At 51.2% G+C, this 15,034-nt stretch carries 10 protein-coding genes; 4 read left to right on the top strand and 6 right to left on the bottom strand.

What is annotated here, in order from left to right; translation table 11 throughout:
- Position 1 precedes the first annotated feature (1 nt).
- From pqiA to rlmKL, 3 genes are read right to left on the bottom strand one after another with little or no spacing between them, the layout of a single operon-like run.
- Positions 2 to 1,255, bottom strand: a complete 1,254-nt coding sequence (gene pqiA / locus NNN64_RS16950) for a membrane integrity-associated transporter subunit PqiA (protein WP_271442106.1) — start codon at positions 1,253 to 1,255, stop codon at positions 2 to 4.
- Between the two features lie 14 nt (positions 1,256 to 1,269).
- Complete coding sequence (locus NNN64_RS16955) at positions 1,270 to 3,177, bottom strand: ABC transporter ATP-binding protein (protein ID WP_271442107.1); 1,908 nt, start codon at positions 3,175 to 3,177, stop codon at positions 1,270 to 1,272.
- 12 nt (positions 3,178 to 3,189) lie between these two features.
- Entirely contained in the window at positions 3,190 to 5,298 is a 2,109-nt protein-coding gene (rlmKL, locus tag NNN64_RS16960; protein WP_271442108.1) for a bifunctional 23S rRNA (guanine(2069)-N(7))-methyltransferase RlmK/23S rRNA (guanine(2445)-N(2))-methyltransferase RlmL, read from the bottom strand.
- A gap of 98 nt (positions 5,299 to 5,396) precedes the next feature.
- Here rlmKL and NNN64_RS16965 point away from each other — a divergent pair, with 98 nt between their 5' ends.
- Positions 5,397 to 6,503, top strand: coding sequence for a YcbX family protein (locus NNN64_RS16965; protein WP_271442109.1), 1,107 nt, complete (start codon positions 5,397 to 5,399; stop codon positions 6,501 to 6,503).
- Here NNN64_RS16965 and zapC read toward each other — a convergent pair.
- Positions 6,500 to 7,042: a cell division protein ZapC gene (zapC, locus tag NNN64_RS16970; RefSeq protein WP_271442110.1), complete on the bottom strand. Its 543-nt coding sequence runs from the start codon at positions 7,040 to 7,042 to the stop codon at positions 6,500 to 6,502. The two genes, NNN64_RS16965 and zapC, sit on opposite strands and share 4 nt — an antisense overlap.
- Before the next feature lie 166 nt (positions 7,043 to 7,208).
- Positions 7,209 to 8,219 carry a quinone-dependent dihydroorotate dehydrogenase gene (gene pyrD, locus NNN64_RS16975; protein WP_101742829.1) on the bottom strand — a complete coding sequence of 337 codons (1,011 nt, stop codon included), beginning with the start codon at positions 8,217 to 8,219 and terminating at the stop codon, positions 7,209 to 7,211.
- Between the two features lie 242 nt (positions 8,220 to 8,461).
- On the opposite strand from pyrD, the gene ssuE reads away from it, so the two are divergent.
- Positions 8,462 to 9,037, top strand: coding sequence for an NADPH-dependent FMN reductase (gene ssuE, locus NNN64_RS16980; RefSeq protein WP_271442111.1), 576 nt, complete (start codon positions 8,462 to 8,464; stop codon positions 9,035 to 9,037).
- Between the two features lie 61 nt (positions 9,038 to 9,098).
- Here ssuE and pepN read toward each other — a convergent pair whose 3' ends face one another.
- A complete protein-coding gene (pepN, locus tag NNN64_RS16985) occupies positions 9,099 to 11,711 on the bottom strand; it encodes an aminopeptidase N (protein ID WP_271442112.1) in 2,613 nt (870 codons plus the stop codon).
- A gap of 265 nt (positions 11,712 to 11,976) precedes the next feature.
- On the opposite strand from pepN, the gene pncB reads away from it, so the two are divergent.
- Positions 11,977 to 13,179 (top strand): nicotinate phosphoribosyltransferase, encoded by a 1,203-nt coding sequence (gene pncB, locus NNN64_RS16990; RefSeq protein ID WP_271442113.1) that lies wholly within the window; start codon positions 11,977 to 11,979, stop codon positions 13,177 to 13,179.
- Positions 13,180 to 13,344: 165 nt separating this feature from the next.
- Positions 13,345 to 14,745 (top strand): asparagine--tRNA ligase, encoded by a 1,401-nt coding sequence (asnS, locus tag NNN64_RS16995; protein WP_202039013.1) that lies wholly within the window; start codon positions 13,345 to 13,347, stop codon positions 14,743 to 14,745.
- Positions 14,746 to 15,034 lie beyond the last annotated feature (289 nt).

A 15,034-nucleotide genomic window follows, 5' to 3' on the forward strand; every position in this document is an offset into this window, starting at 1 on the left:
GTCAGGACTCCTCATGGCCTGGTTCTGGTTCACGGTCCCACGACAGACGTGGATCAAACGTCATCGCAGAAAACATTGTCATAATGACGACTAAAGCAAACATCAAAGCACCCATTGCAGGATAAATGTTCATCAACCCTCCCATACGCACCAGCGCTGAGAGCACCGCAATAACAAAAACGTCGATCATTGACCAGCGACCGACAAATTCCACCACCTCATAAATCAGGTGCATACGTTCGCTGTCGCGTTTGCCATGCCCTTTGGCATCCCAACATAGCCAGGCAATAGCGATCATTTTCAACGTCGGCACCAGAATACTGGCGATAAAGATAACCGCAGCCACGGGATAAGAACCTTCGCTCCAGATTAAAACCACACCCTCAAGGATGGTTGACGGCAGCTTTGACCCGAGCAAATCGGTGATCATAATCGGCAGAATATTGGCGGGAAGATAAAGCATGATCGACGTGAACAGTAATGCCAGTGTCCATTGCAAACTGTTTTTACGACGCACATAGCCTTTCGTTTGACAGCGCGGACACACCAGCTCTTCAGCCGGAAGAATAGCTGTGCAACAGGAGCAGGAACGCAATCCTTGCCGGATACCGGGTACACCTGGCTTTAAGACCTGTTTGATAGCCGGCATCGGCGCAATATCATCCCACAGCCAGCGACGATCAACACACTGGAATGCGCGTAACTGGAGAAGGCAAAAGAAGCACCACGGGATGAAACTACTGCCCACGCCGATATCACCATAAGCCATGAGCTTAACAAAACTGACCAGCACACCCGCGAGGAAGATTTCCGCCATTCCCCAGCTTTTTAACTGGAACAGAACACGTGCAAGCCTCGTCTTAAGTCTGCCAGGCATCTGCACCCGATTCACCAGCAACAGAATAGTTAGCAGGCAAAACGCGGGAACCAGTTGCACAAATAATAAAAAGAAGGTGCCAAGACTGGCATAATCTTCGGAAAAGAGAACGCTGGGGATTTCCAGCAACGTGACTTCGCTGCTCACCCCTGCGACGTTCATATTCACAAAGGGAAACAGGTTGGACAAAAGCAGCATAAAAAGTGCCGCTAAAACATAGGCGGTGGGACGCTGCCTTGGCGCGTCCCATTCAACAGTTAAGGTAGTGCCACATCGTGGACATGCCGCTTTCTGACCATGCTCAAGGCGAGGAAGCGCCACCAGCATGTCACACTGCGAGCACAAAATATGCTTCGCGGCATGGTGATGTTCGCACATATGTGCTCCTTTAATTATGCGCCATTCTTTAAAGACTCAAGATACTCCCAGCGCTCAAAGGCTTGCTCAAGTTCTTGTTCCGCTTCGTTCAGATTAGCTAATACCTGCTGCGTTTGCTCATGCGGTTGACTGAAAAATGAGGCATCAGCCACCTGAGCTTGTAATGTTTCCAGCTTAGCTTCCAACGATTCCAGCAATGCAGGAAGCTGCTCCAGTTCGCGCTGTAGTTTATAGCTTAGTTTGCTTGTGCCGCGTTTTACAATTTCTGCTTTAGGTGCAACAGTTTCCTCAGTTTTTTTCTCAACGGGTTGTTTTAACGCCACATACTGTGTTTGTTGGCCACGCGCGTCATGATAACCGCCCACATAACGACCAATCTTGCCGCCACCTTCAAAAATCCAGCACTCGGTAACCGTATTGTCAACAAACTGACGGTCGTGACTTACCAGCAATACGGTCCCCTGATAACCGTCAATCAACTCTTCGAGCAGTTCCAGCGTTTCGACGTCGAGATCGTTGGTGGGTTCATCGAGAATCAAGAGGTTGCTGGGTTTCAGGAAAAGACGCGCCAACAGCAGGCGGTTGCGTTCCCCGCCAGACAATGCACGTACCGGCGTCATCGCGCGTTTCGGATGGAACAGGAAGTCCTGAAGATAGCCCAGCACATGGCGCGGCTTACCGTTCACCATCACCTCTTGCTTACCTTCGGCAAGGTTATCCATCACGGTTTTATCCGGATCCAGTTCAGCACGGTGCTGGTCGAAATAGGCAACTTCCAGCTTCGTCCCGACGTGGATGCGACCACTGTCAGCCTGCAATTGTCCCAGCATCAGTTTAAGCAGCGTCGTTTTGCCGCAGCCGTTAGGTCCAATTAAGGCAATTTTGTCGCTGCGCTGCACCTGCGCGGAGAAATCTTTTACCAGTTGCTTCCCGTCAACCTGGTAATCAACATTCTCCATTTCGAAGACAATCTTGCCTGAGCGGCTCGCTTCTTCAACCTGCATCTTCGCCGTACCCATCACTTCACGACGCTCACCGCGCTCCCGACGCATGGCCTTCAGCGCACGCACACGACCTTCATTGCGGGTACGACGCGCCTTAATACCCTGACGGATCCAGACTTCTTCCTGCGCCAGTTTGCGGTCAAACTCCGCATTCTGTAGCTCTTCTACCCGCAGCGCTTCTTCTTTTTCCAGCAGGTACTGATCGTAATTACCCGGATAGGTCACCAGCTTGCCGCGATCGAGATCGACAATGCGCGTTGCCATATTGCGAATAAACGAACGGTCGTGGGAGATAAAAATGATCGTGCCGTTAAAGGTTTTCAGGAACCCTTCCAGCCAGTCGATGGTTTCAATATCCAGGTGGTTGGTCGGTTCATCCAGCAGCAATATGCGCGGATTGCTGACTAACGCCCGGCCCAGCGCGGCTTTACGCAGCCAGCCGCCGGAAAGCGATGCCAGCTCCATGTCTGGCTCCAGCCCAAGCTGTTCAAGTACTTCGTTGATACGGCTTTCCAGCTGCCACAGATTGTGGTGATCCAGCTGTTCCTGAACCTTCGCCAGTTCCTGCAGGTTTTTATCACTCGGATCGGTGATCACCAGATGCGAGATATCGTGGTAACGCTTGAGATACACCGCCTGCTCTGCAATGCCTTCGGCAACGAAGTCATAGACGCTGCCTTCGACATTGCGCGGCGGATCCTGTTGCAGACGCGCTACAACCAGATCCTGCTCATAAATAATACGCCCGTCGTCAAGACCCTGCTCACGGTTCAGGATCTTCATCAGCGTCGATTTGCCCGCACCGTTACGGCCTACCAGACAGACGCGTTCGTTATCCTCGATATGCAATTCTGCATTATCAAGAAGTGGCGCATCGCTGAACGACAGCCATGCACCATGCATACTGATCAATGACATTTATTTTTCCTTTCAGGCTGAGGTAATCAGCCAGCAATTGTGGATCTGACGGTTACGGGCAAAGTCCTGGGAAAGCGTTTTTTGGGTAATTTCTTGTGCTTTCAATCCCAGTTCAGCCAGACCGTCGAGATCCATACGGAATCCACGTTTGTTGTTGGAGAACATAATCGTGCCGTCTTTGCGTAGCAGACGTTTCAGATCTTTCATTAGCGCCAGATGATCGCGCTGCACGTCAAACGAGTCTTCCATACGCTTAGAGTTTGAGAACGTCGGCGGATCAATGAAGATCAGATCAAACTGTTCATTGGCATCACGCAGCCAGCCCAGGCAGTCGGCCTGAATCAAGCGGTGCGCACGTCCGCTTAGCCCGTTCAGTCGCAGGTTACGCTCTGCCCATTCCAGATAGGTACGCGACATATCTACCGTTGTAGTGCTGCGCGCGCCACCCAATCCGGCATGTACACTCGCGCTACCGGTATAGGAGAACAGGTTAAGGAAGTCTTTCCCTTTGCTCATCTGCCCCAACATGCGGCGTGCAATACGGTGATCAAGGAACAGGCCGGTATCCAGATAATCGGTCAGGTTGACCCACAGGCGTGCGTTATACTCGCTCACCTCAATGAATTCGCCCTTCTCGTTCATCTTCTGGTATTGGTTCTTCCCTTTCTGACGCTCACGGGTTTTCAGCACCAGTTTGTTCGGCGCAATATCCAGTACCGACAGCGTTGCAGCAATAATATCGAACAGGCGCTGACGTGCTTTCTGCGCATCAACCGTCTTCGGCGGCGCATATTCCTGAACCACAACCCAGTCGCCATAGCGGTCAACCGCAACGTTATATTCCGGCAGATCAGCATCGTACAGGCGATAGCATTCAATCCCTTCCTGACGAGCCCATTTTTCCAACTTCTTAATATTCTTACGCAGGCGGTTGGCATAATCTTCCGCCACTGTTGCTGGTTTACTGTCAGCGGTCGTTTCTGCAACGTGATAGTTTTTCTGTACACAGTCCAGCGGGCCATTTTTCGCTTTAAACTGTTTGTCCGCGCGCAATTGCAGACTGCTGAGCAAATCGGGTGATGCACTGAACAGCGACAGATTCCAGCCGCCAAACTGGTTTTTCATCGTGCGTCCCAGCAGGCTGTGCAGAGCAATCAATGCCGGTTCACTGTCCAGACGCTCGCCGTAGGGTGGGTTGCTGATAACAGTACCGTAAGGTCCTTTCGGCAACGGGTTGCTCAGTTTGGCGACATCTTTGACTTCAAACGTCATCAGATCGGCAATACCGGCACGGCGGGCGTTACTGCGCGCTTTTTCAATCACGCGGGCATCGCTATCTGATCCATAGAAGTGCGAGGTATAGTCCGCCAACCCTTTGCGCGCACGCACCTGTGCTTCAGCTTTCACTTCTTGCCAGACGGTTTCATCATGCTGAGCCCAGCCACTGAACCCCCAGTACCCACGGTGCAGACCAGGCGCGCGATCGGTTGCCCACATTGCGGCTTCAATCAGCAACGTACCGGAACCACACATCGGATCGAGCAGCGGCGTACCCGGCTGCCAGCCTGAACGCATCACAATGGCGGCCGCCAGCGTCTCTTTAATCGGTGCCTGACCCGCACGATCACGATAACCACGCTGATGCAGGCCGTCTCCGCTCAGATCGAGCGCGATGCTGGCAGTATCTTTGTTCAGCCAAACGTTAATGCGCAGATCGGGTGATTCACGATCTACGTTCGGACGCGGCAGGTTTTTACGAGTAAAGGCATCGACAATCGCATCCTTTACTTTCAGTGCACCGTACTGGCTATTACGAATCGTCTCGTTCAGCCCGCTAAAATGCACGGCAAAGGTGGCACCAGGATTAAATATCTCTGTCCAGTCGATTGCCTGAACACCGAGGTACAGATCAAGATCGCTATAGACCTTGCACTCTCCCATCGGCAGGATAATGCGCGAGGCCAGGCGGCTCCACATCAGGCTCTGGTAAACAAGCCGCGTGTCGCCCTTAAAATGGACCCCACCCTGAACGACCTGACACTCCAATGCGCCGAGGTTTTCCAGTTCAGTTTTTAACAGCTCTTCCAGCCCGCGGGCCGTACTGGCAAACAGAGAATTCATAATGTCACTTTTACTCCGAGAAAATTGCTGCGCATTATAGCTAATATGGGCTGTATGTCATAAAGTTGAAGGCTTATTTTCATTCGAGGGGCTGTACAGTGGTCACGTTAACCCGACTTTTTATCCATCCGGTTAAATCAATGCGCGGCATTGGGCTAACGCACGCCCTGGCAGATATCAGCGGCCTTGCCTTTGATCGCATATTTATGATCACTGAACCTGACGGAACGTTCATCACCGCCCGACAGTTCCCGCAAATGGTCCGTTTTACCCCGTCGCCATTCCATGACGGCCTACATCTTACCGCGCCAGACGGCAGCAGTGCGTTAGTGCGCTTTGCCGACTTCTCCACGCAGGATGCACCTACAGAAGTGTGGGGAAACCATTTTACCGCACGGGTCGCACCAGCGGATATCAATCGCTGGATCAGTGGTTTCTTTTCCCGTGATGTGCAGTTGCGTTGGGTTGGCCCGCAGCTGACGCGCCGGGTAAAGCGCCACGATGGCGTGCCGTTATCTTTTGCCGATGGTTTTCCCTATCTCCTGACGAACGAGGCCTCTCTGCGCGATCTGCAGCAACGCTGCCCGGCCAGCATCAGAATGGAACAGTTTCGCCCCAACCTGGTAGTTACAGGTGCTAGCGCCTGGGAAGAAGATACCTGGAAAGTGATACGCATCGGCGACGTTATCTTTGACGTGGCTAAACCCTGTAGTCGCTGTATTTTCACTACCGTCAGCCCAGAGAAAGGCCAGAAACATCCATCCGGCGAGCCACTGGCGACGCTGCAAACCTTCCGTACAGCGCCAGACAACGGTGATGTCGATTTCGGCCAGAATCTTATCGCCCGTAATAGCGGCGTAATTCGTGTGGGTGATGAAGTAGAAATACTGGCAACCGGACCCGCCCGGCTGTACGGCGCGGCGGAATCTGATGATACCGCTTTGCAACAACAACCCGATGCAACCGTGGTAATTGACTGGCAGGGTCAAACATTTCGCGGAAATAATCAGCAGGTATTGCTGGAACAACTTGAAAACCAGGGGATCCGTGTTCCCTACTCGTGTCGTGCGGGAATTTGTGGATGCTGCCGGATTCGGCTGGTAGAAGGCGAAGTCAACCCACTGAAAAAATCAGCGATTGGCGATGACGGAACGATTCTTTGCTGCAGTTGTGTACCCAAAACGGCAATCAGGCTGGAAAGTTAGACCGCCTGCTCAAGGCTGAAACTGTCGACAATTGCCTGCGGTTTCAGTCTGTCATTCATGATTTTAATCGCATCGCCAAGTTGCATGGTACGACCGGCAATGACCACTCCCGGCTGTGCAAGCAAACAGAGTGCGGCATTTTCACCCGGCTCTACCACTAACAGATTTACCTGTTCTTCAGTATCGCTTAAATAAACACAGGCAGCGTCACCGACCACTGGCGACCAGTTCGCGCCGTGCGCTACAAAGTGCCAGCTTTTTGGCATTTGCGGTTTAAGATACCGAATAGCCACCAGCGCATTTAACACCAGTTCCGCTTTTTGTTCTTTAGCTAAATCCAGGTAACGGCATTTTTCTTCGAAGGAGAAATAAAGCGCAGCGTCATCGACACAAAAACCAGACGGAGAAAATGCATCAGGCGTGAGCATTTTACGCGCAAAACGCGAGCGGAATAACATGCCATTGGCTAAATCGAGCATCATTCGATCGTGCTCTTCATCATAATACCAGCGCCAGTTATCGTCGGGTTTAATTCGCATCAGTTTCTCTCCTTTCCTTAATCATCGCCATTACGACACTATCCTTTTGCCGCTTCGTTTATTGCCCTAATAATAAAAGCTCAGAATGTTTAAATAAGCAACAGTAAAGGAATATAAAACAACCAGGGCTAGAAATAAAGCCCTGGTTGTCGAATTAAGGCATAGATCAGATATTGCTGACGATTTCTTTAATCAACGGCGGACCTTTAAAAATAAATCCCGAATAAATCTGCACCAGTGAAGCACCGGCAGCCATTTTTTCCCGTGCGGCAATCACCGAGTCGATCCCGCCAACACCAATAATCGGCAACTGCCCTTTTAATTCCTGAGACAACTGACGAATAATTTCTGTACTTTTTAATTGCAATGGTCGGCCGCTCAAACCACCCATTTGGTCACAATTCTTCATTCCCTGAACAAGGGAGCGATCAAGGGTGGTATTTGTGGCAATAACGCCATCAATATTATGACGAACCAAACTGTCGGCAACCTGGATCAGTTCTTCCACAGAAAGATCCGGCGCGATCTTTACCGCCACCGGCACATATTTATGGTGAATCGCCTGGAGATCGTTTTGCTTATTTTTAATAGCCGTAAGCAGATCATCCAGAGCCTCGCCGTATTGTAGCGTACGTAGCCCCGGAGTATTTGGTGAAGAGATATTAATCGCAATATAACCGGCGTAAGCATAGACTTTTTCCATACAAATCAGATAGTCATCTTTGCCATTCTCTACCGGGGTGTCTTTATTCTTACCAATATTAATCCCCAGAATACCGTCAAAATGCGATTTTTTGACGTTCTCCACCAGGTTATCAACGCCCAGGTTATTAAACCCCATACGGTTGATCAAACCTTCTGCATCAACCAGACGGAACAGACGTGGTTTATCGTTACCCGGCTGCGGACGCGGCGTCACAGTACCGATTTCAATTGAGCCGAATCCCATCGCCCCAAGTGCATCAATGCACTCCCCGTCTTTATCCAGTCCGGCAGCAAGACCGAGCGGGTTTTTAAACGTCAGCCCCATACAGGTAACCGGTTTTGCGGGTACTTTCTGCCGGACAAGCGCTTCAAGCGGCGTGCCGGTAATGCGACGTAATTGCTGGAATGTCAATTCATGAGCGCGCTCAGGATCGAGCTGAAAAAGGGCTTTACGAACGAAGGGGTAGTACATGAACTCTCCTGGATTCCCGGTGTGCAAACCGGGGGCGTATTATGTGCGATCGCGAGCAAAAAGGGAATTGACCTGCGGCAATAAATAGCAATCGTTTTCCTGCCCCTGCGTCTTTATTCGCTTTTCAGCTTTTCTATCCCATTTAAATCATTTCGGGAAACAAAATCTTTCTGCCAGACTGCATGAATTGTTATCAATGTTAAGCAAAATTGAATGATTAGTTATAAACGGAGAGTAGCATTATGCGTGTCATCACACTGGCGGGAAGCCCACGTTTCCCTTCTCGCTCCAGCGCGTTACTGGAATATGCACGAGAAAAACTGAACGGTCAGGAAATCGAGGTTTACCACTGGAATTTGCACAATTTTGCGCCCGAGGATCTGATTTATGCACGTTTTGACAGCCCGGCGTTGAAGGCATTTGTCGAACAACTGCGAGACGCCGACGGACTGATTGTCGCTACACCGATCTACAAAGCCGCATACTCTGGCGCACTGAAAACACTGCTCGATCTACTACCCGAACGGGCACTGGAAGGAAAAGTGGTGTTGCCGCTGGCCACCGGAGGAACCGTTGCGCACTTACTGGCGGTCGATTATGCCCTGAAACCGGTGCTCAGCGCATTAAAGGCCCAGGAGATTCTGCATGGTGTTTTTGCCGATGATTCACAGGTCATTGATTATCAGCATAAACCGCAGTTTACACTCAACCTGCAATTGCGCCTGGATGGTGCGCTTGAGACGTTCTGGCAGGCCCTGCATCGCCGCGATGTGCGCCCCCCGCAGCTGAATTCTCTGCGAGGTGCTGCCCATGCTTAACCGGTCTACGTTGTATACGTAAACCGGTTAAGTCGCGTTAACATCACAATGCGGTGAATGATCAGGCTAACGCTTTGGTAATTTTCTCGAACAGATCGCCGGAGAGATTTTCCAGACCTTTCAGCTGTTCCAACGCTGCCCGCATCTTCGCCTGACGTTTTGCATCATAGCGTTTTAGGCGAATCAGCGGCTCAATCAAACGAGATGCCACCTGAGGATTTCGGCTGTTCAGTTCGGTCAACATGTCGACCAGGAACTGATAGCCGCTACCATCTTCCGCATGGAATGCCGCCGGGTTACTACCCGCAAAGGCACCAATCAGAGAACGAATACGGTTCGGGTTGCTCATACTGAAGGAGCGATGCTTCAACAGGCCACGTACCGTCTCCAGCACGTTATCTGCCGGGCTGGTAGATTGCAGGATAAACCATTTATCCATCACCAGACCGTCATGATGCCATTTGTCGTCGTATTCCTGCATCAGCGCGTCACGACACGGCAACTGTGCTGCGACCGCCGCAGACAGCGCTGCCAGCGCATCAGTCATGTTATTCGCTTCACGGTATTGCTTGCTCACCAGGGCGTCTGCCAGTTGGGTTTCCCCAAAAGCCAGGAAGCGCAGGCAAGCATTGCGCAGCGTACGTTTGCCAATATCGGCATGCTCAACGCGATACTCATCGAGATGATTGGCGTTATAAATAGCCAGGAATTCATCTGCCAGTTCAGCAGCCAGCGTGCGGGTTAACGCTTCACGTACCTCAGCGATCGCCACCGGATCGATAATCTCAAACAGCTCAGCTATCTCGTTGACGGAAGGCAGCGTCAGGATCTCTGCCGCCAGTGCCGGATCGATTTTCTCATCGAGCAGAATCGCACGGAATGCGTCAGCAACGTGTACCGGCAGAGACAGCGGCTGCCCCTGCTGATGTCGGGCAACATTCAGCTTAATATAGGTCGCCAACAGGCTCTGAGCCGCATCCCAACGAGAGAAATCATTGCGGGCATGACGCATCAGGAAGGTCAGTTGCTGGTCGCTCCATTTATATTCCAGTTTCACCGGCGCTGAGAACTCACACAGCAGTGCCGGAACCGGCTGGAAATAAACGTTATCGAAAACAAACGTCTGCTCTGCCTGGGTCACGTTGAGTACGGAATTCACCGGGTGACCGCCTTTTTGTAGCGGGATCACTTTGCCTTCGTTGTCATACAACTCAAGGGCAAAAGGAATATGCAAGGGCTGCTTTTCAGCCTGATCCGGCGTGGCTGGCGTACGCTGGCTGATAGTCAGCGTATATTGTTCCGTTGTCGGATTATAGTCATCACGCACAGTCAGTATCGGCGTACCGGACTGGCTGTACCAGCGGCGGAAATGTGAAAGGTCAACGTTCGACGCATCTTCCATCGCCTGCACAAAATCATCACAGGTCGCGGCGCTACCATCATGACGTTCAAAGTAAAGCTGCATTCCCTTCTGGAAATTCGCTTCCCCCAGTAAGGTATGGATCATACGAATCACTTCAGCGCCCTTTTCGTACACGGTCAGGGTGTAGAAGTTGTTCATTTCAATGACCATATCCGGGCGAATTGGGTGCGCCATCGGGCTGGCGTCTTCAGCAAACTGCATGCCGCGCATGGTACGCACGTTGCTAATACGGTTTACCGCGCGAGAGCCAAGATCAGAGCTAAATTCCTGATCACGGAATACGGTTAACCCTTCTTTCAGGCTTAACTGGAACCAGTCACGACAAGTGACGCGGTTGCCGGTCCAGTTATGAAAATATTCGTGACCGATAACGCGCTCAATATCGAGATAGTCTTTGTCGGTGGCAGTATCGGTACGCGCCAGCACGTATTTGGAGTTAAAGATGTTCAGACCTTTATTCTCCATCGCCCCCATATTAAAGAAGTCCACGGCGACGATCATGTAGATATCGAGGTCATACTCCAGACCAAAACGCTCTTCATCCCATTTCATGGAATTTTTCAGCGACGTCATCGCCCATGGCGCACGGTCCAGGTTGCCGCGGTCTACATATAATTCCAGCGCAACTTCACGCCCGGAGCGGGTCGTAAAGGTATCGCTCAGCACGTCGAAATCACCGGCGACCAGCGCGAACAGATAGCACGGTTTCGGGAATGGATCCTGCCACTGCACCCAGTGGCGACCATTTTCCAGTTCGCCCTGTGCAACACGGTTACCGTTGGAAAGCAGGAATGGATACCGGGTTTTATCGGCAATAATTTTGGTGGTAAAACGCGCCAGCACGTCCGGCCTGTCGAGATACCAGGTAATATGGCGAAACCCTTCCGCTTCGCACTGCGTACAGAGCGCATCGCCGGACTGATACAGCCCTTCCAGTGCGGTGTTAGCCGCTGGGCTGATTTCATTAACGATACGCAGCGTAAAACGTTCCGGCAGGTAGCTGATGACCAGAGCACCCTCTTCTTCTTTATACTCTGTCCACGGTTCATCGTTCACGTGGATTGACACCAGGGTCAGATCTTCACCATTCAGGCGAAGGGGAGCATCAGACGCACCATGACGGACAGCCTGGCTCACTGCGGTGACCACGGTTTTTTCAGCATCCAGGTCAAAGGTCAAGTCAATATCAGTAATCTGGTAATCCGGTGCACGATAGTCGTGACGGTATTTGGCTTGTGGCTGTTGTGTCATAAAAAACCTTTAGCATCTTTTGTAGAGTCTCGGCTTCAGTCTATTCCTGTTGCGTAAATCGCGCTACGCAGAATGTTCATCTTTTCAGGCACAAACACCCTTTTTGCTACATTTTAATAACACGCGGCACGAAATGCACTCGACCAGAAAGACAGCTTATGGTGTGATCGGGGTTCAATAAATCGCTAAACAGGGTATACTCCAGCGGTTTTCTTAGTTGTTTATTGTACTAAACGCTCCCGCGAGAGGATGCTACTGCGCACCTATGACACAATTCGCTTCTCCTGTTCTGCACTCGCTGCTGGATACAGACGCTTATAAGTTGCATATGCAGCAAGCCGTTTTTCACCACTACTATGATGTACAAGTAGCGGCTGAATTTCGTTGCCGTGGCGATGACCTGCTCGGTATTTATGCCGACACTATTCGTGAGCAGGTTAACGCTATGCAGCACCTGCGACTTCAGGAGGACGAGTACCAGTGGCTCTCCGGCCTGCCTTTCTTTAAAGCTGATTACCTCACCTGGTTACGTGATTTCCGCTACAACCCGGAACAGGTGCACGTCACCAATGATAACGGTAAGCTGAACATCCGCTTAACCGGCCCATGGCGTGAAGTCATCATGTGGGAAGTCCCGCTGCTGGCGGTAATTAGCGAACTGGTGCACCGTTACCGTTCGCCAGAATCTGGCGTGCCGCAGGCACTGGCTGAGCTGGAAAACAAGTTAGCAGAATTCACTACATTAACGAAAAATGTCGACATGTCCCGCTTCCATCTGATGGATTTCGGCACGCGTCGTCGTTTTTCACGCGAAGTGCAGCAAGCTATTGTGCAGCGTCTGCAGCAGGAACCGTGGTTTGTTGGCACCAGCAACTACGATCTTGCCCGTCGTCTGTCATTAACGCCGATGGGAACCCAGGCACATGAATGGTTCCAGGCACATCAGCAAATCAGCCCTGAGCTTGCGACCAGTCAGCGCGTTGCCCTGGCCGCCTGGCTGAACGAATATCCCGACCAGCTCGGCATCGCCCTGACCGATTGCATTACTATGGACGCGTTTTTGCGCGACTTTGGCGTTGAGTTTGCAACCCGCTATCAGGGTTTGCGCCACGACTCTGGCGATCCGGTTGAATGGGGTGAGAAAGCCATTGCCCATTATGAAAAACTGGGTATTGACCCGCAAAGCAAAACGCTGGTGTTCTCAGATAACCTCGATCTGAATAAAGCGATTGAACTCTATCGCCACTTCTCTTCTCGCGTGCAGCTGAGCTTTGGTATCGGGACACGCCTGACGTGTAATATCCCCCAAGTGAAGCCGCTGAATATCGTTATCAAGCTGGTCGAATGTAACGGTAAGCCAGTAGCCAAGTTGTCAGATAGTCCTGGCAAAACCATTTGCCACGATAAAGCGTTTGTTCGTGCGCTGCGTAAAGCCTTCGATCTTCCGCATATTAAAAAAGCCAGCTAGCCTTTCCAGGGAGCCACTTTGGCTCCCTTTTCACGTTTATTTCCGAAATCTTTCACTCCAGCTACGAATTCTGCTTGTCTGATTGCAGATGCCAGGTAACATAGGTATCCCCCCATTACGGGTGGACATGTGTTTATATATCCGACTATTAACAGAGAGAATATTATGAGCGTTGTGCCTGTAGCCGACGTACTCCAGGGCCGCGTAGCCGTTGACAGCGAAGTCACCGTGCGCGGATGGGTGCGTACCCGCCGAGATTCAAAAGCTGGCATCTCCTTCCTCGCCGTTTATGACGGTTCCTGCTTTGATCCTGTACAGGCCGTCATCAATAATTCTCTGCCCAATTACAATCAGGACGTATTACGCCTGACGACGGGGTGTTCGGTTATCGTAACGGGTAAAGTCGTTGCGTCACCAGGACAAGGACAGAGCTTTGAAATTCAGGCAACGGAAGTTGAAGTTACCGGCTGGGTTGAAGATCCTGATACCTATCCCATGGCTGCGAAGCGTCACAGTATTGAGTACCTGCGTGAAGTCGCACACATGCGTCCGCGTACCAATATGATTGGTGCGGTTGCGCGAGTACGCCATACGCTGGCGCAAGCGCTGCATCGCTTCTTCCATGAGCAGGGTTTCTTTTGGGTTTCTACCCCACTGATCACCGCTTCCGATACCGAAGGTGCCGGTGAAATGTTCCGCGTGTCAACGCTGGATCTGGAAAACCTGCCGCGCAACGATCAGGGTAAAGTCGATTTCGATAAAGACTTCTTTGGTAAAGAAGCCTTCCTGACAGTTTCCGGTCAGTTGAACGGTGAAACCTATGCCTGTGCACTGTCCAAAATTTATACATTTGGACCGACTTTCCGTGCGGAAAATTCCAACACCAGCCGTCACCTGGCAGAGTTTTGGATGCTTGAGCCGGAAGTCGCTTTTGCCGATCTGAACGATGTTGCAGGTCTGGCTGAAGCAATGCTGAAATACGCGTTCAAGGCCGTACTGGAAGAACGTGCGGATGATATGAAGTTCTTCGCCGAACGTGTCGACAAAGACGCGGTATCACGCCTGGAACGTTTCATTGATGCTGACTTTGCACAGGTGGATTACACCGATGCGGTAAGCATTCTGGAAAAATGCGGCAAACAGTTCGAAAACCCGGTTTACTGGGGTGTCGATCTGTCTTCTGAGCATGAACGCTATCTTGCCGAAGAACACTTTAAAGCGCCGGTGGTGGTTAAAAACTATCCGAAAGATATTAAGGCGTTTTATATGCGCCTTAACGACGACGGTAAAACCGTTGCGGCAATGGACGTGCTGGCACCGGGAATCGGTGAAATCATCGGTGGTTCTCAGCGTGAAGAGCGTCTGGACGTGCTGGATGCCCGTATGCTGGAGATGGGTCTGAACAAAGAAGATTACTGGTGGTATCGCGATCTGCGTCGCTACGGTACCGTTCCGCATTCCGGTTTCGGTTTGGGCTTTGAGCGCCTGATTGCTTATGTCACCGGCGTACAGAACGTCCGCGACGTTATTCCGTTCCCGCGTACACCGCGTAACGCCAGCTTCTAACGCTATCGTTTTAACCTTAAAGGCCAGCACTGCTGGCCTTTTTACGTTCACCGCATTGCTGCATTTTTCGCCTTAGATGGACCCTCATCCCGCACTAAACTCAACCCGAAAATTCCCCCTTCCTGTTACGTGATGTTTCATTGCAACATTTAAGAACAAAAAATAATCACTATTTTTATTGTGGATTAGCACTTCATGATCAAATAGAGCATTTATTACCCATTCGCACGGCATTCTGGACGTCCAAAATAAGCATTTGTAAAAATGGTTCTTTTAAGCAGGGTTAGAT

It is taken from the genome of Citrobacter sp. Igbk 14 (genome assembly GCF_028069825.1).
GTDB lineage: Bacteria > Pseudomonadota > Gammaproteobacteria > Enterobacterales > Enterobacteriaceae > Citrobacter.